This is a genomic window from Brevundimonas sp. (genome assembly GCF_046295075.1).
GTDB lineage: Bacteria > Pseudomonadota > Alphaproteobacteria > Caulobacterales > Caulobacteraceae > Brevundimonas.
On sequence record NZ_JBKBOC010000019.1, the window covers coordinates 19,871 to 41,477 of the forward strand.

20 protein-coding genes are annotated in these 21,607 nt (G+C 67.7%); 8 read left to right on the plus strand and 12 right to left on the minus strand.

Annotation, left to right across the window (positions count from 1 at the left end; all coding sequences use genetic code 11):
• Positions 1 to 26: 26 nt before the first annotated feature.
• The gene (locus tag ACK4MH_RS13495) at positions 27 to 983 is read left to right on the plus strand and encodes an endonuclease/exonuclease/phosphatase family protein (RefSeq protein ID WP_409719234.1); all 957 of its coding nucleotides are present in this window, start codon (positions 27 to 29) and stop codon (positions 981 to 983) included.
• Here the strand turns inward: ACK4MH_RS13495 and ACK4MH_RS13500 are convergent.
• The 6 genes from ACK4MH_RS13500 to ACK4MH_RS13525 form a co-directional block, all read right to left on the minus strand.
• Entirely contained in the window at positions 958 to 2,172 is a 1,215-nt protein-coding gene (locus ACK4MH_RS13500; protein ID WP_409719236.1) for a CCA tRNA nucleotidyltransferase, read from the minus strand. The two genes, ACK4MH_RS13495 and ACK4MH_RS13500, sit on opposite strands and share 26 nt — an antisense overlap.
• Complete coding sequence (locus tag ACK4MH_RS13505; protein ID WP_409719238.1) at positions 2,169 to 2,831, minus strand: CoA pyrophosphatase; 663 nt, start codon at positions 2,829 to 2,831, stop codon at positions 2,169 to 2,171. Before ACK4MH_RS13505 ends, ACK4MH_RS13500 begins: the two co-directional genes overlap by 4 nt.
• Entirely contained in the window at positions 2,828 to 3,373 is a 546-nt protein-coding gene (locus ACK4MH_RS13510; protein ID WP_409719240.1) for a DUF1285 domain-containing protein, read from the minus strand. Before ACK4MH_RS13510 ends, ACK4MH_RS13505 begins: the two co-directional genes overlap by 4 nt.
• A gap of 37 nt (positions 3,374 to 3,410) precedes the next feature.
• Positions 3,411 to 3,905, minus strand: coding sequence for a GNAT family N-acetyltransferase (locus ACK4MH_RS13515; RefSeq protein WP_409719242.1), 495 nt, complete (start codon positions 3,903 to 3,905; stop codon positions 3,411 to 3,413).
• 68 nt (positions 3,906 to 3,973) lie between these two features.
• On the minus strand, positions 3,974 to 4,747 hold the full coding sequence (locus tag ACK4MH_RS13520; protein ID WP_409719244.1) for an enoyl-CoA hydratase: 774 nt from the start codon (positions 4,745 to 4,747) through the stop codon (positions 3,974 to 3,976).
• A complete protein-coding gene (locus tag ACK4MH_RS13525) occupies positions 4,744 to 5,829 on the minus strand; it encodes an MBL fold metallo-hydrolase (RefSeq protein ID WP_409719246.1) in 1,086 nt (361 codons plus the stop codon). The genes ACK4MH_RS13520 and ACK4MH_RS13525 overlap by 4 nt, the downstream gene beginning before the upstream one ends.
• A 125-nt stretch (positions 5,830 to 5,954) precedes the next feature.
• Here ACK4MH_RS13525 and ACK4MH_RS13530 point away from each other — a divergent pair, with 125 nt between their 5' ends.
• The 4 genes from ACK4MH_RS13530 (at position 5,955) to ACK4MH_RS13545 (ending at position 9,313) form a co-directional block, all read left to right on the plus strand.
• Positions 5,955 to 6,899 (plus strand): hypothetical protein, encoded by a 945-nt coding sequence (locus ACK4MH_RS13530; RefSeq protein ID WP_409719248.1) that lies wholly within the window; start codon positions 5,955 to 5,957, stop codon positions 6,897 to 6,899.
• A gap of 103 nt (positions 6,900 to 7,002) precedes the next feature.
• The gene (xth, locus tag ACK4MH_RS13535; protein WP_409719250.1) at positions 7,003 to 7,800 is read left to right on the plus strand and encodes an exodeoxyribonuclease III; all 798 of its coding nucleotides are present in this window, start codon (positions 7,003 to 7,005) and stop codon (positions 7,798 to 7,800) included.
• A 5-nt stretch (positions 7,801 to 7,805) separates the two neighbouring features.
• Entirely contained in the window at positions 7,806 to 8,321 is a 516-nt protein-coding gene (locus ACK4MH_RS13540; RefSeq protein WP_135193229.1) for a hypothetical protein, read from the plus strand.
• Between the two features lie 86 nt (positions 8,322 to 8,407).
• Positions 8,408 to 9,313, plus strand: a complete 906-nt coding sequence (locus ACK4MH_RS13545) for a cobalamin biosynthesis protein CbiG (RefSeq protein WP_409719252.1) — start codon at positions 8,408 to 8,410, stop codon at positions 9,311 to 9,313.
• Between the two features lies 1 nt (position 9,314).
• On the opposite strand, the gene ACK4MH_RS13550 is transcribed toward ACK4MH_RS13545, so the two are convergent.
• The 3 genes from ACK4MH_RS13550 to ACK4MH_RS13560 all read right to left on the minus strand — a co-directional run bounded on the left by ACK4MH_RS13550 (position 9,315) and on the right by ACK4MH_RS13560 (position 14,433).
• Positions 9,315 to 11,669: a PAS domain-containing protein gene (locus tag ACK4MH_RS13550; protein WP_409719306.1), complete on the minus strand. Its 2,355-nt coding sequence runs from the start codon at positions 11,667 to 11,669 to the stop codon at positions 9,315 to 9,317.
• A 135-nt stretch (positions 11,670 to 11,804) separates the two neighbouring features.
• Positions 11,805 to 13,502 carry a DNA repair protein RecN gene (gene recN / locus ACK4MH_RS13555; protein ID WP_409719254.1) on the minus strand — a complete coding sequence of 566 codons (1,698 nt, stop codon included), beginning with the start codon at positions 13,500 to 13,502 and terminating at the stop codon, positions 11,805 to 11,807.
• 76 nt (positions 13,503 to 13,578) lie between these two features.
• The gene (locus ACK4MH_RS13560) at positions 13,579 to 14,433 is read right to left on the minus strand and encodes an outer membrane protein assembly factor BamD (RefSeq protein WP_409719256.1); all 855 of its coding nucleotides are present in this window, start codon (positions 14,431 to 14,433) and stop codon (positions 13,579 to 13,581) included.
• Between the two features lie 191 nt (positions 14,434 to 14,624).
• Here ACK4MH_RS13560 and ACK4MH_RS13565 point away from each other — a divergent pair, with 191 nt between their 5' ends.
• Together ACK4MH_RS13565 and ACK4MH_RS13570 are read left to right on the plus strand one after the other, a co-directional pair.
• Positions 14,625 to 15,560, plus strand: a complete 936-nt coding sequence (locus ACK4MH_RS13565; RefSeq protein ID WP_409719258.1) for a ribose-phosphate pyrophosphokinase — start codon at positions 14,625 to 14,627, stop codon at positions 15,558 to 15,560.
• A gap of 83 nt (positions 15,561 to 15,643) precedes the next feature.
• Positions 15,644 to 16,783: a hypothetical protein gene (locus ACK4MH_RS13570; RefSeq protein ID WP_409719260.1), complete on the plus strand. Its 1,140-nt coding sequence runs from the start codon at positions 15,644 to 15,646 to the stop codon at positions 16,781 to 16,783.
• Between the two features lie 69 nt (positions 16,784 to 16,852).
• On the opposite strand, the gene ACK4MH_RS13575 is transcribed toward ACK4MH_RS13570, so the two are convergent.
• Both ACK4MH_RS13575 and aceA read right to left on the minus strand, forming a co-directional pair.
• Positions 16,853 to 17,062 carry a hypothetical protein gene (locus ACK4MH_RS13575; RefSeq protein WP_066550777.1) on the minus strand — a complete coding sequence of 70 codons (210 nt, stop codon included), beginning with the start codon at positions 17,060 to 17,062 and terminating at the stop codon, positions 16,853 to 16,855.
• A 20-nt stretch (positions 17,063 to 17,082) separates the two neighbouring features.
• Positions 17,083 to 18,363, minus strand: a complete 1,281-nt coding sequence (aceA, locus tag ACK4MH_RS13580; protein WP_409719262.1) for an isocitrate lyase — start codon at positions 18,361 to 18,363, stop codon at positions 17,083 to 17,085.
• 156 nt (positions 18,364 to 18,519) lie between these two features.
• Here aceA and ACK4MH_RS13585 point away from each other — a divergent pair, with 156 nt between their 5' ends.
• Positions 18,520 to 19,950 carry a short-chain fatty acyl-CoA regulator family protein gene (locus tag ACK4MH_RS13585; RefSeq protein ID WP_409719264.1) on the plus strand — a complete coding sequence of 477 codons (1,431 nt, stop codon included), beginning with the start codon at positions 18,520 to 18,522 and terminating at the stop codon, positions 19,948 to 19,950.
• Between the two features lie 3 nt (positions 19,951 to 19,953).
• Here the strand turns inward: ACK4MH_RS13585 and ACK4MH_RS13590 are convergent, their stop codons facing one another.
• Positions 19,954 to 21,597, minus strand: a complete 1,644-nt coding sequence (locus ACK4MH_RS13590; RefSeq protein ID WP_409719266.1) for a M28 family peptidase — start codon at positions 21,595 to 21,597, stop codon at positions 19,954 to 19,956.
• Positions 21,598 to 21,607 lie beyond the last annotated feature (10 nt).

Consider the following 21,607-nt stretch of genomic DNA (forward strand, 5'->3'; position numbering starts at 1 on the left):
CGTTCAATCCGAGAGATACGTCTTCGATGACCCTGATCAAGCTGGCGGCGAATGTGACGGCAAGCGCCCTGCTGCTGGGGCTGGCGGCGTTCGGCGCAGCGGCCCTCAGCGGGATCGGACATCGCTGGGTGGATATCCTGGCGCAGTTCACATCGCCGGTGCTGCTGACGGCCGTAGGCGTGACCCTGGTTTGTCTGATTCTGCGACTGTGGCCGGCCTCGATCATCGGCGGGGTTGCCTGTCTGGTGCTGGCCATCGCGGTCTGGCCCCAGTGGACGCCGACGAAGGGCGTCCCTGTTCCGGACCAGCCCATCGTGCGGGTCTATTCAGCCAATCTTTGGGTGTTCAACACGGACGTTGAGGCGATGCGTCGGTCGATTTCCGCCGCCGACGCCGACATTCTGGTGCTGGTCGAGATGGGCCAAGCGCCGGCGTCGCGGCTCGATGCGCTGCTGCCGGACTATCCTCACCGCGTCCTGATCGGCCAAGCCCGCCCCGGCGACCATGCGCGGTCGATCATCGCCTCGCGCTATCCGATCCTGCAACGCCTGCCCGAACGGGCCGACGGCCTCAGCGCCGTGGGCGCGACGGTCCAGACGCCCATCGGCCCGATCAACGTGTTCGGCGTCCACCTGACCCGGCCCTGGCCCTATCAGTATCAGTGGGGGCAGATCAGCCAGGTCATGGCCCTGACCGAGCGTCGCAAGGCCGCGCCGGACCATCCGGTCATCGCCGCAGGCGATTTCAACAGCGTCTCGACCGCCCGCATCGGTCGCCAGATCCAGGCGGACATGGGCTTGATCCCCGCGCCCGGCTGGCCCGGCACATGGCCCAGCCAGGCGCCGGCCTTCGCCGGCATCACCATCGATCAGGTCTATCGCTCGCCGGACCTGGCCCTGATCACGCGACGGTTGGGCCAGCCGACGGGGTCCGACCATCGCCCGGTCGTCACCGAGTTCACCCGCGCGCAGTCGCCGCGATAAGCGCCTTCAACCGCGCCTCGTGCCCGTCGGTCGGAAAGTCGTCGGCGACCCAGCCGTCCTCGAACGCCTTGATCAGGCGGCCGGTCTCAGGCCCTGCGGCGAGGCCCAGCCGCGCCAGATCGCGCCCGCCGACCGGCATCTTGGGCGGCGTCCAGTCGGCGGCCAGCGAACGCAGCCGCGCGCCGTCGCCCTCGCCTGCCGCCTCGGCGCGCATCAGCCGATCCTCGAACGCCCTGCGCCCCAGTCGATAGATCGCCGCCCGCGCCTCGGCGTCGCCCATGCGCGGCGACACAGCCGCCCCCTCGCCGACCGCCGCCGCCAGTCGGTCCCGCATCGCGTTCGACAGGCGTAGAGTGCTCGCGATCCCGACCACCGCCGCCGCATCGGCGGGCAGAAGCGCCGACAGCCGCATCACAGGATCGTCGGTCAGATCGCACATCGCCTCGAACAGCGGCAAGAGCTGCACCTGCGGCAGCACCTGGGCCAGCACGCCCGTTTCGGCCATCGCCCGCACCGCCGTACGCGGATCGCGCGCCGCCAGCAGTTTCAGCAGTTCCTTGGACACCCGCTCGGCCGACAGCTGCGCCATGCCCGCCTTCAACGTCGCACAGGCCGCCAGCCCGACCGCATCCGGCTCTCCCCGTCCGTACCAGGCGTAGAACCGGAAGAAACGCAGGATGCGTAAGTAATCCTCGCGTATGCGCGTCTCCGCCTCGCCGACGAAGACGATCCGCCCTGCCGCTGCGTCGTCCAGCCCCCCGCCGGTCGGGTCGAACACCGTCCCGGCCGCATCGGCATAGAGGGCGTTCAGCCGGAAATCCCGCCGCGCCGCATCCTCGGCCCAGTCCTCGGTGAAGGCGACGACCGCGCGACGTCCGTCCGTCTCGACGTCGCGGCGCAGGGTCGTGATCTCATAGGGGCGCCGCTCCGAAACCCCGGTCACCGTGCCGTGCTCCACCCCGGTCGGCACGGCCTTCAGCCCGGCCGCCTTCAGCGCCGCGATGGTCTCTTCCGGTCTCAGCCGCGTGGCGATGTCGATGTCATCGACCGACTGGCCGAGCAGGCTGTTGCGCACGCAGCCGCCGACGAACCGCGCGCAGCCCGGACCGCCCGCCGCCTCCAGCGCCGCCATCACCGCCCGCGTCGCCTGGCTTTCCAGCCACGGCTGTCCCGCCATCGAGAGGCTCATGCGGCGTCCTCGTCCGCCGCTGCGTCGGGCGCGGCCTCGTCGCCGTACAGCCGGACGTGCAAAGCCTTCAGGATTCCCGCCGTCACGCCCCAGATGTAGCGTTCGCCCCAGGGCATGGCCCAGAACCAGCGCCGCAGCCCTTCGTCCATGTCGTAGAAGTCGCGCCTGTGGTTGGCGGCGTCCATCAGGAAGTCCCAAGGCGTCTCGAACACCTCGGCCACCTCGTCCGGCGAGGGCGTCGTGACCGGCGCCTCGCGCAGCCAGCCGATCACCGGCGTGACCAGAAAGCCCGTGCCGGTCTCATAAGCGTCAGACAGGCCCAGCACCTCGACCGCAGCCGGGCTCAGCGCCACCTCCTCGTCCGCCTCGCGCAGGGCCGCCTGGACCGCGTTCTCGCCCGGATCCAGCCGCCCGCCCGGAAAGGCGATCTGGCCCGTGTGCCGCGCCAGAGTATCCGCCCGCCGCGTCAGCAGAACCGTCGCCCCCTCGGGCCGCGCCACTATGGGAATCAGCACCGCCGCCGGCCGAAGCTCCTTGGCCGTCCGCGCCGCCTGGGGGTTCAGATCGAAGTCCGAACGCGCCGCGACCAGCTCCGGTCGCCAGGTCTCGACCGGCGCCAGCCGTTCGACCAGCCGGGTTCTCAACGTCTCCAGGCTCACGTCACGGCGCCCAGCGAAAACGCCTGGCCGCCTGACCGCACCACCAGCCGCCCATCGACCTCCTCGGCCATCTCGACCAGTTCGTAGAAGACCGGGCGTGCGATCCGCGCCCACAGGTCGCGTCGCACATGGACGCGCGGCGCCGGTTCGCCCGTCGTCGGATCGGTCTCGACCACGATGGAATCGCCCTCGCTCGCCCTCACCTCGTCGCCGACATCGGTCGTGAACACGAGGTCGTCGCCGTCGCGCGTCATCGCCACGGCCCGGAACGGCAGATCCTCGACCTGGATCTTCAGCTTCTCGACCGGCGTGACCAGGTGATAGCCGTCCGGGTCTTTGCGCAACACGGTCGAGAACAGCCGCACCAGTTCCTTGCGGCCGATGGGCGAGCCTTCGTGCATCCAGACGCCGTCGGCACGGATCACGATGTCGATCTCGCCGCAATGCTCGGGATGCCACAGGTGAACCGGCGGCAGCCCTTTGCCGGGCGCCTGTTTCGCCGCCTGGGCGACGGCGTTCAGTCCTGACTTGGGATCATTCATCCCTCTGACTTAAGCCCCGCAAAGCGTGCGGGAAAGGTCAGCCGATGCGAACCGGTCCCGAAACCTGATCCACGCCGGTCGCCAGCCACAGGACGCGACGACGATCCACCGGACCCGGCAGGATCGCCTCGGGCGCGCCGACGAAACCAAACCGCTCGAAATAGGCGGCGTCGCCGACCAGAAGCACCCCGCCGACATCCAGCGTCCGCGCTTGGTCCAGACAGGCCTGCACCAGCTCAGCGCCCAGGCCGTCGCTTCGTCGGCCGGCATCCACCGCGATCGGCCCCAGGAACAGGGCCGGCGTCTCGCCCACCGTGACCGGCCATAGCCGCACCGAACCGATCACCCGTCCATCCAGCCGCACGACAAAGCCCACGGTGGCGTGCGAGCCTTCACGCAGCCGCTCGGCGGTCTTGGCGAACCGCCCCGGCCCGAAGACGGCCATGACCAGGGCCTCCACGCCTTCGGCGTCGGCCGGGGTCTCAGCTTCGATCCGGCTCAGGGCCGCAGGTATGGCGAGGGCGTGCGGCATCGGCGCTCCATTAGGCGCGGGCACCTAGAAGCAAAGCTGCGCCAAATCAAGGCGCGCTTCGATGACCGTCATCCGGCCTTGGAAAAGTCCGGCGCACGCTTTTGCGTAAAGGCCATGAAGGCCTCCATGGCTTCGGGGCTCTTCATCTGCGAGCCGAAGGCCTCGCCCTCTCGCTGCATCAGGGCCCAAATCCCTTCGGCGTCGCGCATCAGCCGCTTGGTCTTGCGGATGGAGTTGGGCGCGCGGCCCGCCACCCTGGCGGCCAGGTCCGCCGCCATCGCCTCGACCTGATCGGCCGGGACCGCGCGGTTGGCGATGCCCCAGGCCAGGGCCGTGCGACCGTCCAGCGGCTCGCCCAGGGCGAACAGTTCAAAGGCCCGCTGATGACCGATCACGGCCGGCAGCAGCAGGCTGGACGCCGCCTCGGGCGCGAGGGCCAGGTTGACGAAGGGCACGGACAACAGGGCGTCCTCGGCCACCACCACTAGGTCGCAGTGCAGCAGCATGGTCAGGCCGATCCCGACCGCCCGCCCCTTCACCGCCGCCACGGCCGGCTTGTCCAGGTCCGCCAGCGCCTTCAGGAAGCGGAACACCGGCATCTCGCCCGGTCCTGCACCCTGCGATCCCAGGGCGATGAAGTCCTGGATGTCATTGCCGGCCGAAAAGCTGTCGCCCTCAGCGCGCAGCAGCAGCGCGCGCACCGCATCGTCGGTTCGCGCCCGCTCGGTCGCTTCGGCCAGGGCCGAATACATGGCCTGGGTGATGGCGTTCTTCTTGTCGGCCCGGTCCAGCGTGACGCTCAGGACGCCGTCGATCAGTTCGCTGCGGATATGTTCGCTCACGTCGTTTCCTCGTCCTGTTCGACGGCGGTCCACCAGTCGACGCCGTTTTCGTCACGCGTCCGCGTCACGCGGCCGCGTCGTTCCAGATAGTTCAGGTGCGCCTGGGCCTCGCCCGTGGCCATGCCCAGCACCCCGTCGCCGACCGCCCGACCGAACACGGCCGAGAAGCCGTCAACGACCCTAGACGGTTGACGCAACGTCCGCTCAAGCCGTTTCAGCGCTGTCTCGTGTCCGCGCTTCAACGCATCGAGCCGGGCATGAACCCCGTAAAACGGCTCGCCATGCGCCGGCAGGACGAGCAGTCCCTCCGGCAGCAGGCCCCGCAGTTTGACCAGCGAGTTCATCCAGTCACCCAGCGGATCGGCGTCCGGCTCCGTCGACCAGACCGATACGTTCGACGATATGCGCGGCAAAATCTGATCGCCCGCGATGAAGACGTCGTCCGATCGCCGCCACAGGCAGACGTGTTCCGGGCTGTGGCCCGATCCGACCACCACGGTCCAGTCGTCGCCGTCGATGCGCAAGGCGTCGCCGTCCGAAAGCCGGAGATAGCTGCGTGGCATCGGGCTGACCCCCTTGGCGAACCCGCCATAGTCCGCGCGCCAGCGTTCGATCTGGACCTCGTCCCACCCTGCCGCACGATAGAAGATCTCGCCGTCGGCCGGCGCATCGCCCGCCTGCTCGGCCATAAGCATCCGGCCGGTGATGTATTCGATCTGCGACATCAGCAGGGGCGCGCCCGTCCGTTCGCACAGCCAGCCGGCCAGGCCGATATGGTCGGGGTGCATATGGGTGCAGATCAGCCGCGTCACCGGCCGCCCCTCCAAGGCCCCCGCCAGCGCCGTTTCCCAGGCGGCGATGGAGCCGCGGGTGTTCAATCCGGTGTCAATCACGACCCAGCCCTCGGCGTCGCGGATCGCATAGACGTTCACATGATCCAGATGGAACGGCAGCGCGAACCTTAGCCACAACACCCCGCGCACGACCTCGATCGCCTCGCCGGGCGCCGGCACGGCGTCGAACGGATAGGTCAGGCCCCTTGCGTCCTTCGCTACCGTCGTTCGCGTGCTGCCGTCGGCCAAGTCAGTCTCCAATCGAAACGCGCAGACACTAGCCTCAGTCCGGCCTCAGCGTCCACACTCGCCTTGACCCGGCCCAAATACACCGCCACGAAGCTGGCCTGCATTCAGAAACTCAGGGTGTTTTCATGAAGTCCCGCCTCGCCGCCGCCCTTGCGGCGCTTCTGTTCAGCGCCTTCGCCGTCGCGCCCGCCATGGCGCAGGATCAACAACAACGCCCTAACGCCGACGGCGAACCTGCCGTCACCAGAGGCAGTGCATCGCGCGTGGCCGCTGGTCGCCAGCGTCGCGAACGCGCGCCCGCCGCTCCGACGGCCGAGCAGATTTTGGCTTCTGCCCAAGAGCAGATGAACCTCACAACGACCGGCTGCCAGGTCAGTGAAGCCAAACTGATGGGCAAGACCGCAGCCGACACGACGGTCTATGAAGTCGCTTGCGGCGCCGCACCGGGTTACATCGTCGAAACCAAGACACCGCCGGAAGCTTCAAGCTGCATCATCCTGGCCCATTCGGCCGAGGTCGCCCGCGCCTCCAATCCTACGGCGCCTCCCGCCGCACAGTGCACGATCGCCGCCAATACCGACATCCAGAAGTTCCTGCGCCAATACGCACAGGATGCGGGCGTCGCCTGCACCGTCGATCAGGCCAAGCTTCGCGGACAGTCCAGCGACGGGGCCGTCATCTATGAAATCGGCTGTTCGGATGGCCCCGGCTTCTGGATCAAGCAACAAGGCACGACCTGGAGCAAGACGCCCTGCATCCAGGTGCTGGCCGAAAACGGAACCTGCGCCTTCACCACCACGGCCGAGAACGCCGCGTTCGTGAAGACCCTTTTCGCCGGCTCGGAAGCCGCTTCCTGCGACGTGACCGAAGCGCGCCTGATGGGTCAGAACGCCAACGGCGTGTTCTATGAAGCCAAGTGCGCCGGCGCCGACGGCGTCATCGCCCGCCTGAACGCCGAAAACGCCGTCCAGCAGATCTACCCTTGCGCCACCGCCCAGGCCATCGGCGGCGGCTGCAAGCTGACGACGGCTCCGGCCGCTGCGGCTGCGCCGGCCGGCGGACGCCCGTAAGCGAAGCCTCAGACTGAACGAAGGGCCGTCGGAGCGATCCGGCGGCCCTTTTGTTTTGCGCGCCCTCTTTTCCAGAACGAAGACGCAGCCTAGCGTCGCCGTCATGCGCATCGCCACCTGGAACGTGAACTCCGTCAACGCCCGCCTGCCCACGGTGCTGGCCTGGTTGGAGCAGGCCGCCCCCGACGTCGCCTGTTTCCAGGAGATCAAATGCGTGGACGAGAAATTCCCGCGCGAGGCCTTCGAGAGCCTGGGCTACAACGTCGAGACCCACGGGCAAAAGAGCTACAACGGCGTCGCCCTGCTGTCGAAATACCCGCTGTCCGACATCCGGCGCGGCCTGCCCGGCGACGACGCGGACGAACAGGCCCGCTATATCGAGGCTCTGGTCGAGGCGCCCCAGCCCATCCGCGTCGGGGCCATCTATCTGCCCAACGGCAATCCGATCGGGACGGAGAAGTTCGCCTACAAGCTGGCCTGGTTCGAGCGTCTGAACCGCCACGCCCGCGAGCTGATGGCGTTCGAGGAGCCGCTGGCCCTGTGCGGCGACTACAACGTCATCCCCGAAGCAGAGGACGCCAAGAACCCCGCTGCCTGGACCGACGACGCCCTGTTCCAGCCCCAAAGCCGCCAGGCCTTCCGCGCGCTGAAGAACCTGGGCCTGGCCGACGCGCACGAGATCGGCGGCGAGCCAGCGGGGACATACACCTTCTGGGACTATCAGGCCGGCGCCTGGCAGCGCGACCACGGCATCCGCATCGACTTCGCCTTGCTGTCGCCCCAGGCGGCCGACCGGTTCCGGGGCATCGAGACCCATCGCGACGCCCGCGACATGGAAAAGCCCAGCGACCACGTCCCCGTGGTGGTCGATCTCGATCTCGCCAGAGACGGGGAGGCCTGACGCCCATGGCCGACGCCTTGCGGGTGGTTCTGCTGATCGCCCTGGCGGCGGCCCTGCTGACGACGTTGGCTTTGGCCCTGTCGTGGTGGATGGAGCCGCCGCGTCGCCTGCATCGCGCCATGCTCAAGACCCTGGGGGCCGCGCCCGAGGTCGAGGCCCTGTCGCCGGGCGAGGGCCGCGCCTGCGCGTTAAACTTCGACATCGAACAGGTGGTCGTGTTATGGGCCAACGGCGCCCACGGCCTGGTCTATGCTTTCGACGAGGTGGACGGCGGTGAGATCATCGTGGATGGCCATGTCGTCGCTCGCGTCCGCCGGGGCGAGGCGCGCAAGTCACTGGACGTCCTGGCCCCCGATGCCGAACAGGTGGTGCTGCGGCTGATGTTCGCCGACGCCCGCCATCCCGAGTTCGAACTGGCCCTGTGGGACGCCGCCCTGCCCGCCCAGACCGGCTCGCCCGGCGAGGCGCTGCGGCTAGGTCGGCGCTGGCTGTCGCATCTGGAAGCCCTGCTGAAGGGCTGAGACGCGACAGGGCCTTTCGGTCGCCGCGATGGGGCGCTAGAAGCCCCGCTCATTCCTGAAGACACGCCTTTATCAAGGAGGCCGCCTTGGCCCGCCTTTTCGACGCCTATATCGTCGCCGACTGGACTGCCGCCGAAACCAAGAAGCTCGGCGACACCTCGCTGTGGATCGGCGTGGCCAAGCGCGACGTGCGTTTTCGCCTCTATACCGAGACCCACAACGTGGCGACCCGCGCCGAAGGGGAGGCCCTGCTGGCGTCCATCCTGGCGGATCACAGGAAGCGCGGCGACCGGGTGCTGGTCGGGCTGGACTTCAACTTCGGCTATCCCGTCGGCACGTCCGCGCGGTTGAAGCTGGACGGAACCCCGTGGCAGGCGATGTGGAAGTTCATCGCCTCGAACGTCGTGGACAAGGCCGACAACACCAACAACCGCTATCAGGTCGCGGCCAAGATGAACCGGTTGATGACGGACGAAGCCTGGCCGCTGTGGGGCGCGCCGGCCAAACAGGCCCAGCGCTGGTTGACCACGACCAAGCCTCCCGCCGGCTCGGGCGCCGACATCCCCGAGTTCCGCGCCACCGAGAACGCCGCCCGCAAGGGTCGGCTTCAGCCCAAGAGCGTATGGCAGATGCACGGCGCGGGCGCAGTGGGCGGCCAGACCCTGGTCGGCATCCCGGCCGTGCGGCGGCTGCTGGAAAGCCTCGGCCCGTCCGGCGCCGTCTGGCCCTTCGGCACCGGCTGGCGCGAGCTGACGCCTGACGACGTCGAGCCCCTGTCGGCCCTGGTCGTCGAGGTCTGGCCCTCCATGCACGAGACCAAACCGAACGAGGGTGAGTTCAAGGACCAGGCCCAGGTCCGCTCGACCGCCGAGGCCCTGGCTCACATGGACGAGGCGGGTGATCTGGCCAAGGCCTTTGGCCCTCCCAAGGACGCGACACCTCAGTTGATCGCACAGGTCGAGCAGGAAGAAGGCTGGATCCTGGGCGTCTGAATCAGGCGGCGACCGGCACGCCCTGCATCGCGTCGGCGACGGCGCGAATCAGGGCCTCCGCCGCCACCGGCTTGGACACCGCGCCGCAGAAGCCCTGGGCCAGCAGCTCCGCCTCCATCCCTTCGCCGGCGTCCGCCGTGTAGGCCAGGATCGGGGTCAGGCGGTTGGGGCCAGAACCCCCGCGAATCCGGTTCAGGGCCTCGACCCCGCCCATCTTCGGCATCCGCAGATCCATCAGGATCACGTCAAAGACGGCGCATTCGGCGCACTCGACCGCGTCGGCGCCGTCCACCGCGTCCTCCACCGTCGCGCCCATGCCGTTCAGAAAGGCGCGGGCCAGTTCACGATTGGCGGGATGGTCGTCGGCGACCAGCACGCGCAGACCCCCGACATCTGCGCCGCTCATCGGCCGGGCGCCGACCGCGACCTCTTCTTCCGCAGCGGGCGCCGGGATTTCGAACCAGAAGACACTGCCCTTCCCCTGGACACTATCGGCACCGATGGCGCCATTCATGGCTTCCACCAAGCCTTTGCAGATGGCTAGGCCCAGGCCCGTGCCGCCATGCGAACGTGTGTGCGACCCGTCCACCTGGGAGAAACGGCGGAACAGTTGGTCCAGCTTGTCGGCGGCGATGCCGTCGCCGGTGTCATGCACAGCAACGCGAAGCCGTTCCTCGTCGGCGCTCCAGCGCACGGCCAACCGCACCCCGCCCCGGCTGGTGAACTTCACCGCATTGCCAATGAGGTTCAGCAGGATCTGGCGCAAACGGTCGGGGTCGGCGACGATCGAAGACCGATCCGTGGTCAGTTCAAGCTCCAGATCCAAATCCTTGGCGCCGGCCTGGGGTGTGAACAGTTCCAGGGTCGAACGCGCCAGGGTCTCGATATCGGTCGGCTCGGGCCGGATAGCGACCTGCCCGGCCTCCAGCTTTGAAAAGTCCAGGATGTCGTTGACCGTGCACAACAGGGCGCGGCCCGCATTGTCGACCCGGCCGACATAGTTGCGCACCAGATCCGGCAACGGCTGTTCCAGCGTCAGGGCCGTGAAGCCGATAATGCTGGTCAGGGGCGTGCGCAATTCGTGGCTCATATTGGCCAGGAACTCGGCCTTCACGGCGGCGGAGGCTTCGGCCTCGGCGCGGGCTTGTTCCAGCTGCACTTCCAGCGCCTTGCGGCGCGAGATGTCGCGGATGACGACCACGGTCTCGACCGGTCGGCCGGTCTTGTCGCGCACCAACTGCATTCGGGTCTCGCACCAGACCGGGTGGCCGTCACGGTGCAGAAGACGGTTCTCCAGGGTCGCCGAACCTCGCCCGCGCGCCATCTGGGCGAAGGTCTCGGCCAGACGAACACGGTCGTCGGGATGAACGAAGGATTCGGCCGTCCGTCCCGCCATCTCATGCGGCTTCCAACCCAGCAATCGCTCGACGGCCGGGGAGATATAGTTGGAATGCCCATCCAGTTGAATGCGAGCGATGACGTCGGCGGCGTTGTCGGCAAGCAGCTTGAACTGATCGTGGCTGCGCGCCAGCGCGTCCATGGCCGCGCGCTGGTCGGTCACGTCCTGAAACACGCCGAACATGGCCAAAGGCTTGCCGTCCGGCGAGAACTCTGCGGCGCCTTTGCTGACGACTTGACGAACGACGCCGTCATTGCGGCGGATGCACATATCCAGCTCGAACGGGCCCTCACCCTGCAGCGTTCGCTGCCATTTTTCTTCCAGCAATGTGCGTTCGGCCTCGGGATAGAAGGCTGTCGCCGTATAGAAATCGGGCGAGAAAGTCTCGGGCGAGACGTCGTGAATCTTGTAGACCTGATCCGACCAGAAGATGGTCGGATCGACCACGTCCACGCGCCAGTGACCGACGCCGGACAGGGCCTCAATCATGCTCAGCATATGCTGCTGTTCGCCGCGCTGACGTTCAGCGCGCGCGCGTTCCAGTTCAGCCACTACCAACCGTGCCAGGTCGCGCAACCGATCAAGCGTCGCATCGTCCGGTCGCGGGCGGACCCGAGTATCGATCACGCACAGCGTGCCGTAGTTTGCCCCGTCCGACCCCGTCAGCAGGGCGCCGACGTAGAAGCGGACGTGTGGCTCGCCTGTCACGAACGGGTTGTGCGCGAAGCGAACATCCTGCGTCGCATCCTCGACCACCATCACTTCGTTGGCAGGCAGATCGAGCGCGTAGGTGCAGAAGGATACATCGCGAGGTGTCGAGCAGCCGTCCATGCCGATGTTGGCCTTGAACCACTGAATGTCCTCGTCCAGCAGCGTCACCAAGGCGATGGGACAGTCCAGAAGGTGCGCCGCCAGATTCGCGGCCGCTTCAGTCGCCGCATCGCCCTCTGCACCCACAGCATGCAACGAACGAACACTGGAGAGACGCTGGCTTTCGTTCATCGACGCGGCACCCGGATACTGACTGGGGTCCGACCATGCGCAAACTTGCCTACTTTAACGTTACCCGGCGGTAGGTAAGTTTCCTGATCGTCAACCTATCAAGGCCCGCGCCGCCGCCCGCGCCTCGTCAGTGATTTCTGCGCCGGACAGCATCCGGGCGATCTCTTCCTGACGGCGCTGGTCGTCCAGGGTGACGACCGTCGTCGTGGTCAGACCGTCGCGGTCGGCCTTCATCACCTTCCAGTGGGCATGGCCGCGCGAGGCGACCTGGGGGCTGTGGGTCACCACCAGAACCTGGGCGCCGTTCGACAGGCGTTTCAGACGCGAGCCCACGGCCTCGGCCACAGCCCCGCCGACGCCCTGGTCCACCTCGTCGAAGATCATCACCGGCTGGCGCATGTCCTCGCGGCTGGCCAGCGCGGCCTTCATCGCCAAGGCGAAGCGGGCCAGTTCGCCGCCTGAGGCGATGGCGTCCAGCGGGCCGAAGTCGGTGCCGGCGTTGGTGGCGATCTGGAACCGCACGGTCTCGACCCCGTCGGGGCCGCGCCGGCCCTCGATCGGCTCCAGCGCCACGCGGAAACGCGCCCGCTCCAGCTTCAGCGGCCCCAGTTCGCCCATGACGGCGGCAGTCAGGCGCTCGGCCGCCGCCTCGCGCGCCGAGGTCAGGAAGGTGGCGGCCAGGTCGTAGGATTCGGCGGCCTCGGCGGCTTCGCGCCCTGCATTGGTCAGGGCTTCTTCGCCGTCTTCGATCAGGCGAAGCTGCTCGCGCAGGCGAATGCGCAATTTTGGCAAGGCATCGACCGTGGTGTTCAACTTACGGGCGGCGGCGCGCAGGGCGAACAGCCGCTCTTCGGCCTTGTCCAATCGACCCGGCTCGTAATCGAAGGCCCCGGCGGCGGCGTCCACGGCGGCGACGGCTTCGGCCGCCTCGACCATGGTGCGGTCGATGGCGTCGATAGCGGCGGACAGTTTCAGGATGACGGGGTGATCGCCCTCGGCCCCCGCCTGCCCCGCTCGCTGACGCGCGTGTTCAACGGCGCGCAGGGCCGCCCCCAGCTTCTGGCTCAGCTTGTCGCCGCCCAGCTGTGTACGGGCGTCGGCCAGGTCGGCGATGGCTTTTTCGGCGGCGCCCAGCAGCGCCCGCTCGCCGGCCAGTTCGGTCTCCTCGTCAGCGCGGGGGTCCAGGGCGTCCAGTTCGGACAGGTTGAGCGTGATCTCCTCGACCCGCGCGGCGGCGTCGGCCGCCTGCGCCTTGAGCTCCGCCAACTTCGCCTCGGCGGCCTTCAGCTTGGTCGAGGCCGCCGCCACCGCCAGCAGCTGCGGCTGCAAACCGCCATAGGCGTCCAGCGACCCGCGATGCGTGCGCCAGTCCAGCAGACCGACGGTCTCGTGCTGCCCATGCACCTCGACGAGGGCCGCGCCGATCTCGCGCAGGGCCGTGACCCCGGCGGGCTGGTCGTTGACATAGGCGCGGCTGCGGCCGTCGGCGCCCAACACCCGTCGCAGGATCAAATCCTCGCCCGCCTGAACCTCGAAGCCCCTGTCGGCGATCAGGGCCAGAAGATCGGGATCGTCGGGTGCGGAGAAGACGGCGGTGGCGACGGCCTGTTTTGCGCCATGTCTGACCAGGCCGGCATCGCCGCGTCCGCCCAGCGCCAGGCCCAGGGCGTCCAGAATGATCGATTTGCCTGCCCCGGTCTCGCCGGTCAGCACGGTCAGGCCGCTCTCGACCTCAAGATCGAGCACGTCCACCAGGACGACATCGCGAATGGAAAGGGCGGTCAGCATCGGTTCAGGCGCCGGCGGAACGAATCATGACCGACAGAATCCCGATACCGGCCGCATTGCACAAGCCGTTGCGTGATCAGCCCGGAATGATCCGTTGCAGCCAGCTCTCGCGTTTGCCCTCGGGCGCCTTGTCCGGCGTCTGGCCGTTCTCGGTCAGCAGGGCGTAGGCCTCGGCATACCAGGGGCTGCCGGGGAAGTTGTAGCCCAGAACGGCGCCGTTGCGGGTCGCCTCTTCCTTCAGGCCCAGCTGCAGGTTCACCTCGACCAGGCGATACAGGGCCTCGGGGGTATGCGAGGTGCGCTGGAAGTCGGGGTTGGCGATGACCGACTTGTAGCGGTTCACCGCCGCCAGCGGCTGGTTGGCGCGCTGATAGTAGCGGCCGATATTCATTTCCTTGCCGGCCAGCTGGTCGTTGACCATGTCGATCTTGACGGCGGCGTCCGAGGCGTAGGGCGTGCCCGGATAGCGGCGTGAGACGTCCTTCAGACCCGCGAGGGCGGCAGTGGCGTAACCCTGGTCGCGCCCCACGTCCGTGATCTGCTCGAAGTTGCAGACCGCCTTCATGTAAAAGGCGTAGGACGCCGACGGATTGCCGGGGAACAGGGCGATGAAACGGTCGGCCGCCGCGATGGCGTCGGTATAGGCGTTGTTCTGATAGTAGGCGTAGACCTGCATCAGGATCGCGCGACGCGCCCAGTCCGAATAGGGGTGCTGGCGTTCGACTTCCTGGAAATAGTCGACGGCGTCGGACCAGCGGCGCTGCTGCAGGCGCTCATAGCCGGTGTTGTACAGGGCCTCGACCGGACGTTCTTCATAGGCGAGGCGCGGGCGCTCTTTGCCGGCGCAGCCTGAAATCGTCACTGCGGCGATCGCCGCGGCCATCAGCACCATGCCGGAACGGAACTTAGAAGCGGACAAGGACGACCCCATGACGTGTGAAGGAAAGCCTAAAAGCCGTCCCCCCGGAAACCAACGCGGCGACCTCTAGCACCCGCAACCGAGCCGCGCCATGCCGAGGAAATCTCAGCGTATGACTTGCCCTGCCCGGCTCCACTGGTAAAGAGCGCGCCAACCGACCGCCGTTCATGGGGGGCGGATGACGGCGAAAGGATGACCGGCCGATGAAGCTGCTCTCAGGCAACTCCAACCGCGCACTGTCCCAGGCGATCGCCGACCACCTGGATGCGCCGCTCACCAAGGCCCAGGTCAAGCGGTTCGCCGACAACGAAGTCTTCGCCATCATCGAGGAAAACGTGCGCGGCGAGGATGTCTTCATCCTGCAGTCGACCTCCTATCCGGCGAACGACAACCTGATGGAGCTGTTGATCATCACCGACGCCCTGGTGCGAGCCTCGGCGCGGCGGATCACGGCGGTCATTCCCTATTTCGGCTACGCCCGTCAGGATCGAAAGACCGGCGGCCGTACGCCCATCTCGGCCAAGCTGGTCGCCAATCTGATCACCCGCGCCGGCGCCGACCGCGTCCTGACGATGGATCTGCACGCGGGGCAGATCCAGGGCTTCTTCGACATTCCGACCGACAACCTGGTGGCCACGCCCGTGCTGGCGCAGGACATCAAGGAAAAATACGCCCGCGGGGACGACCTGATGATCGTCTCGCCCGACGTCGGCGGTGTCGTGCGCGCCCGCTCGCTGGCCAGCCGCCTGGATGCCGACCTGGCAATCGTCGACAAGCGCCGGCCAAAGGCGGGCGAGAGCGAGGTCATGAACATCATCGGCGACGTTCAGGGCCGCCGCTGCATTCTGTTCGACGACATCGTCGATTCGGGCGGCACCCTGGTCAACGCCGCCAAGGCCCTGATCGACCAGGGCGCAACCGAGGTCTCGGCCTACATCAGCCATGGCGTCCTGTCCGGCCCAGCCGTCCAGCGGATCACCGACGGCCCGCTGAAGGAGCTGGTGATCACCAACTCCATCGAGCAACCCCACGAAGTTTTGAACTGCCCGAAAATTCGAACGGTTTCCGTGGCTCCGCTGGTTGGCGAAGCTATCCGACGGATCGCGAACGAGGAATCGGTTTCGAAGCTGTTCGATTAACCTTCGGATAACCATAGGGACCGCCTTATAAGCGCCAACAGTGTTGGCGCTTTGTGCGCGCGTGATCGCCTGAGGAAGTCTTCATGAAATCGGCCCCCCTGAGCCGCGGCCTCTCCGCCGCCGCCCTCGCCGTCGCCGTCCTGCTCGCCAGTTGCGAGAGCGGACCGTCGAAGGCTGAGCTGGAAGCACAGCGCCTTGCGGCGGAACTGGCCGCCCGCAAACCGCCGCCCGTGTCGCTGAACCAGGGCGTGGCGGACGCCGCATCCATCTACGTCGCCTTCCTGCGCGAAGCTCAAACAATCCAGCCTGGCGGGTTCCCCGATGCGGAATCGATCCAGGTCGCCCTGCGCAAGGGTTCGGCCTATGACGCCGATCAGCTGTCGCGCGGCCTGATCGCCTATGGCGCCATCATCGCCCTGCAGTCGCCCGAGTTCGTCGCCGGCGTGCAGCAGTTCTCCGTCGATCCGGCCCAGCGTCAGCAGATGGTCGCTCAGATCGTCGCCGACCCGGCCTACGCCGCCTCACTGCCGGGCGCCGACGCCGCCGCAGGCCTGATCTCCGCGACCATCGGCAAGGACGCGATCGCCATGCGCGCCATCGCTGAGGCCATCGAGCAGGACGCCTACACCATCCAGGGCCGCAGCGATCCGCGCCGCCGCTGGGCCGTTGTGCCGATCCCGAACCGCGAAATCCGACTGGAAAGCGCCAAGACCCTGTCCGCCGTGACGATGCTGCCGTCCGCCCAGGAAGCCAGCCAGTTGTTCGCCGCCGCCAACAGCGGCACGGGTCTGGGCTTGACGGCGTCGCGCAAGGGCCCGCCCTATACGCCCGCCGTCGTTCGCTCGCTGGCCATCGCGGCCCTGGGCGCCCTCGGCGCAGGCGGCGACGAGGCGCGCGTCAACACCGAGGCCCTGACGCGCGAACCAAACAGCGAGTTCTGCATGGATATGTCCAAGCTGATGCTCTTCCAGTGCCTGGCCGCCTCGCGCCCCAGCTACGAGGACATCTTCTGCCTGGGCCGTCACGTCACCCGCGACCTGGCCACCTGCACGACCGAGGCGACCCAGATCACCACCATCGTCGTCGGCGATCCGCAGGAAACCGGAGCCGCCCCGGCGCGCACCCCCATCTCCGTCACCGTGCCGCAAGCGACGCCTGTCCCAACGCCGGCGGCAGCGGCGACCACCCAGTCGCTGAACACGACGCCGACCGGCCCGCGCTAAACAGCGTCCAACACGAAACGAGGCCCGCCCCGATCGTTCGGGGCGGGCCTTTTTCTTTGGGCGAACGATCTATTCGTAGCCGTGCGCGGCTTCGTTGATCACCTGGGACGGCATGGACGAGAAGTCCACGGCGACGGGGGTGGCGGTCTTGGCCTGATAGGTACGCAGCACATGGGTCATGCGGCGGCGCACCTCGCGTTCGGCCTCGGTGCCGGTGTCGAGCGCCAGGGGCGCCAGGCAGAAGTCGATGATGGCTTCGGTTCGGGTCAGGGGTTCCATTTGGGCGGTTCCTTTTCGGGTTAAGCCGCGTGGGTGAACTGGGCGGTCTCGGTCGAGTCCTTCAGCGCCGTCGTCGAGGACGTGCCGTTGGAGATGACCGTGGCGACCTGGTCGAAATAGCCGGTGCCGACTTCGCGCTGGTGACGCGTAGCGGTGTAGCCGATGGCCTCGTTGGCGAACTCGCGCTGCTGCAGCTCCGAATAGGCCGCCATACCACGATCGCGATAACCGTCCGCCAGCTCGAACATCGAGTTGTTCAGGCTGTGGAAGCCGGCCAGGGTCACGAACTGGAACTTGTAGCCCATGGCGCCCAGCTCGCGCTGGAACTTGGCGATGGTGGCGTCGTCCAGCTTGGCCTTCCAGTTGAAGGAGGGCGAGCAGTTGTAGGCCATCAGCTTGCCCGGATGCTCTTTCTGCACGGCCTCGGCGAACTTCTTCGCATCATCCAGATCCGGGTGCGAGGTCTCCCACCACAACAGGTCGGCGATGTTGGCGTAGGACAGGCCGCGCGCGATACAGTGGTCCAGACCCGTGCCTTCCTTCAGACGGAAGAAGCCCTCCGGCGTGCGGTTGTCGCGGTCGATGAAGGGCTGGTCGCGCTCATCGATGTCCGAAGTGATCAGCTGGGCGCTTTCGGCATCGGTGCGGGCGACCGTGATGGTCGGCGTGCCCATGACGTCGGCCGCAAGGCGGGCCGCAACCAGATTGCGCTCATGCGCCTGGGTCGGGATCAGGACTTTGCCGCCCAGGTGGCCGCACTTCTTCTCGGACGCCAGCTGGTCCTCGAAGTGGACGCCGGCGGCGCCCGCCTCGATGAAGGCCTTCATGATCTCGAAGCTGTTCAGCGGCCCGCCGAAGCCGGCCTCGGCGTCAGCGACGATGGGGACGAACCAGTCGCGCTTGGCCCCGCCCTCGGCGTGCTCGATCTGGTCGGCGCGCTGCAGGGTGCGGTTGATGCGGCGGCACAGTTCCGGCGCGGCGTTGGCCGGGTACAGCGACTGGTCCGGATACATGGCGCCCGCCGTATTGGCGTCGGCCGCGACCTGCCAGCCCGACAGATAGATGGCTTTCAGACCCGCGCGGACCATCTGCATGGCCTGGTTGCCGGTGACGGCGCCCAGGGCGTTGATGAAGGGCTCGTCATGCAGCAGCTGCCACAAGCGGTTGGCGCCGCGTTCGGCAAGCGTGTGGGTGATCGGCACCGAGCCGCGCAGGCGCAGGACGTCTTCCGGCGTATAGGGGCGCTCGATGCCGTCGAAACGGCCGGCGGGCGAAGGAACCAGATCGGCGAAGGTGGTCATGGTCGAACTCGGTCTCTGAAGGGCGCGGCCGCAGCCGCCGTCTCAGGGACAAGAACACGGGACAGTCACGAATGACACAGCAACACCCGAGTCATTGATGTCACTTTGTCACATCGTGACTTTGCATTATCGGTCACGTTGTGACATTCTGCAGCCATGGACGCCTCCGCCGATCGCAAGCTCTTCCTCGGCGCCCGGCTGAAGCGGCTAAGGCGCGACCTGGCCCTGACCCAAACGGGCATGGCGGCCGACCTGGGCGTTTCCCCCAGCTATCTCAACCACATAGAGCGTAACCAGCGGCCCGTTTCGGCCCAGCTGCTGCTGCGGCTGGCCGAAACCTATGATGTCGATCTGCGCAGCCTGAACCAGGGCGGGGCGGCGGACGAGGCCCGCCTGACGGAAATTCTGGCCGACCCCCTGTTCAAGGGCTTGTCCGCACCGCGCCACGAACTGGTGCAACTGCTGGAGGAGGCGCCGGGCATCGCCGACGCCATGCTGCGCCTGTACCAGGCCTTCGACGACGGCCGCACCCGGGCCCGCGCCGCCGCCGAGAACGGCGAAGGCCTGGTTGAGACCAGCCCGGCCGAATGGGTGCGCGAATATATCCAGTCGCGCGGCAACCACTTCCCCGAACTGGATCAGATGGGCGAGGCCCTGGCCGAAGCCCTTGCGGCCGAGTCTCCCGCCCACGCCGACGGCTTCGAACCCGCCGCGCGTCACCGGCTGGCGGCCAAACACGACCTGGGGGTCCGCACCCTGCCCGCCGAGGTCATGGTCGAATGGACCCGGCGCTACGACCTACACCGCCGCCGTCTGCTGCTATCGGAAACCTTCGGCCCATCCTCTCGCGCCTTCGCCGTCGCCTATCAGTTGGCCCTGGTCGAGCACGGCCCGGCCCTGCATGACATGGTTCAGGCCGCGAACGCCCCCGATGCGGCGACACGCGCCCTGCTGAAGGTCGCCCTGACCAACACCCTCGCCGCCGCGACCCTGATGCCCTACGCCGCCTTCCAGCGCGCAGCGGAAGCTGCCGGATACGACCTGGCCCGGCTCCAGGCCCGGTTTGGCGTCAGCTACGAACAGGCCGCCCACCGGCTAACCACCCTGTCGCGCCCCACGGCGCGCGGCGTGCCCTTCTTCCTGATGCGGGTTGATCAGGCGGGCAACATCTCCAAACGCTATGCGGCCGGCGCCTTTCCGTTTTCACGCTTCGGCGGCGCCTGCCCGCGCTGGCGGCTGCACAGCGCCTTCCGCACGCCGGGCCGCATCGTCACCCAGATCATCGAGACGCCGGACGGAAGCCGTTGGTTCACCTTCGCCCGAACGGTCGAACGTCAGGGCCACGACGGATTCGGCGAAAGCCATGACCTCGCCATCGGCCTGGGCTGCGAACTGCGCCACGCCCACCGCCTGGCCTATGCCCACGGCCTTAATCTGGAACGGCCCGACGTCACCCCCATCGGCCCGGCCTGCCGCCTGTGCCACCGCCACCCGTGCGCCGAACGCGCCGCCGCCCCCATCGACCGCCCGCTGGCGGTCGACGACTGGTCGAAATCGGTCAGCCCCTATCCGTTCGCGGCGGCCTGAGACCTACCGCCGCTGATCGGCCGTGCGATCACGGATGGCGTTGAACTCGGCGGTCGGCTTCCAAGCCGGCCAGCCTTCGCTGTCGGCCACCGTCAATCCCAGCCGATACAGCAGATCCAGGTTCTGCAGCGCCGCCGTGAAGTCGTAGTCGGCGCGCCATTCGTCGGTCAGCTTGTGATAATACCGCTCCATCTGCCCCTCGTAATAGGGCTTGCCCGCGTCGATCCCGCCCTCGACGAAATCGCGTCCCGTCCAAGGCATCAGGGCCGGCACCCCGCCGGCCGCGAAGTTGAAATGGTCGGAGCGGTAGTAGAAGCCTTCCTCGGGATAACCGTCGCCCGTCACCACGCGCCCCTGCACGGCCGCGAACCGGCCCAGAATGTCCTCCAGCTCCGACTTGCCGACCCCGAACACCGCCACATCCCGCGTCGCAGGCGTGAAGGGCAGCATGTCGATGTTGATGTCCGCCGCCGTCTTCGCCAGCGGATAGACCGGGTCGGCGGCATAGGCTTCGGACCCCAACAGGCCCTGCTCCTCGGCCGTGACGTGCAGGAAGACCACGGTGCGTTTCGGCGCCGGCCCCGCCTTGAACGCCCGCGCCATTTCGATCAGGCCCGCCGTGCCCGACGCATTGTCCCAGGCCCCGTTGAAGATGTCGTCCCCCTCGGCGTTCGGCGTCTTCGCCTTTCCGACGTGGTCCCAGTGGGCGGAGTAGAAGACATATTCGTCCGGCCGTTCCGTGCCGGGAATCTTGGCTAGCAGGTTGTTGGAGTGGATGACCTCGGTCGTCTCGGCGATGTCGACGCTAAGGCGCGCGCCCATATCGACTGCACCGCCCAGCGCCGCCGTCTTGCCGCGCTCAGCCATGCCCATGAAGGCCTCGCCGCCGATAGCGGTTGCGGTGGCCATGTTGATCGCGCCGGTAAAGCGGGCGTCCTCCGCGCCCTTAACCGTCATCTGCGGCCGGGTCGCCCCGCCCACGGCGCGCCGCCAGCGGCCATCCTGATCCTGAAGCGTGATGACGCCGACGGCGCCGCGCCTCAGCGCCTCCTGCGTCTTGTGCGTGGTCGAGCCGTAGAAGTTCGGGTCGGCGCCCATGGAGGTCGGCTGACCGCGCAGGACGACGACGACCTTGCCGGTCAGGTCCGCGTCGCCGTAGTCGTCCCATTGCGGGGCCGAAATGCCATAACCGGCGAAGACCAACGGTGCGCCTTCGACCTTCACCGCCGGATCGGCCGGGCCCGCGCGCAGGGTGATGTCGGTTCCCGAAACCAGCGGATGCATCGCCCCGTCCGCCCCGGTCCATGCCGCCGTGGGTGCCCGCTGCGGCGTGAACCGCACCAAATCCACCGGCTGCAGCCACGATCCGTCGCGACCGCCCGGCTCCAGCCCCATCGCCTCATATTGGGCCTGCAGATAGGCCAAGGTCAGACCTTCCCCGACCAGGCCGGGGAACCGCCCCTCCATCTCGTCCGACGCCAAATATTTGATGTGGTCCGACAGGCGCTGGGCGCTGAACTGCGGTGTTGCGGCCGAGGCGACGGCGAAGGCATCCAGCCGAGGCGGCGGTGCAGAAACCGGTGCGGTCGCACAGGCGGCCAGGGCAAGCGCCGCAAAGGCGGCGACGGATGAACGGCGAAGGATCATGAAGCGTACT

What these genes read in the sequence shown, in the direction of transcription:
- ACK4MH_RS13495 (WP_409719234.1), top strand. Translation starts at nt 27, where the DNA reads ATGACCCTGATCAAGCTGGCGGCGAATGTGACGGCAAGCGCCCTGCTG.
- ACK4MH_RS13500 (WP_409719236.1), bottom strand. Translation starts at nt 2,172, where the DNA reads ATGAGCCTCTCGATGGCGGGACAGCCGTGGCTGGAAAGCCAGGCGACG.
- ACK4MH_RS13510 (WP_409719240.1), bottom strand. Translation starts at nt 3,373, where the DNA reads ATGAATGATCCCAAGTCAGGACTGAACGCCGTCGCCCAGGCGGCGAAA.
- ACK4MH_RS13515 (WP_409719242.1), bottom strand. Translation starts at nt 3,905, where the DNA reads ATGCCGCACGCCCTCGCCATACCTGCGGCCCTGAGCCGGATCGAAGCT.
- ACK4MH_RS13530 (WP_409719248.1), top strand. Translation starts at nt 5,955, where the DNA reads ATGAAGTCCCGCCTCGCCGCCGCCCTTGCGGCGCTTCTGTTCAGCGCC.
- xth (WP_409719250.1), top strand. Translation starts at nt 7,003, where the DNA reads ATGCGCATCGCCACCTGGAACGTGAACTCCGTCAACGCCCGCCTGCCC.
- ACK4MH_RS13540 (WP_135193229.1), top strand. Translation starts at nt 7,806, where the DNA reads ATGGCCGACGCCTTGCGGGTGGTTCTGCTGATCGCCCTGGCGGCGGCC.
- recN (WP_409719254.1), bottom strand. Translation starts at nt 13,502, where the DNA reads ATGCTGACCGCCCTTTCCATTCGCGATGTCGTCCTGGTGGACGTGCTC.
- ACK4MH_RS13560 (WP_409719256.1), bottom strand. Translation starts at nt 14,433, where the DNA reads ATGGGGTCGTCCTTGTCCGCTTCTAAGTTCCGTTCCGGCATGGTGCTG.
- ACK4MH_RS13565 (WP_409719258.1), top strand. Translation starts at nt 14,625, where the DNA reads ATGAAGCTGCTCTCAGGCAACTCCAACCGCGCACTGTCCCAGGCGATC.
- ACK4MH_RS13570 (WP_409719260.1), top strand. Translation starts at nt 15,644, where the DNA reads ATGAAATCGGCCCCCCTGAGCCGCGGCCTCTCCGCCGCCGCCCTCGCC.
- ACK4MH_RS13575 (WP_066550777.1), bottom strand. Translation starts at nt 17,062, where the DNA reads ATGGAACCCCTGACCCGAACCGAAGCCATCATCGACTTCTGCCTGGCG.
- aceA (WP_409719262.1), bottom strand. Translation starts at nt 18,363, where the DNA reads ATGACCACCTTCGCCGATCTGGTTCCTTCGCCCGCCGGCCGTTTCGAC.
- ACK4MH_RS13585 (WP_409719264.1), top strand. Translation starts at nt 18,520, where the DNA reads ATGGACGCCTCCGCCGATCGCAAGCTCTTCCTCGGCGCCCGGCTGAAG.
- ACK4MH_RS13590 (WP_409719266.1), bottom strand. Translation starts at nt 21,597, where the DNA reads ATGATCCTTCGCCGTTCATCCGTCGCCGCCTTTGCGGCGCTTGCCCTG.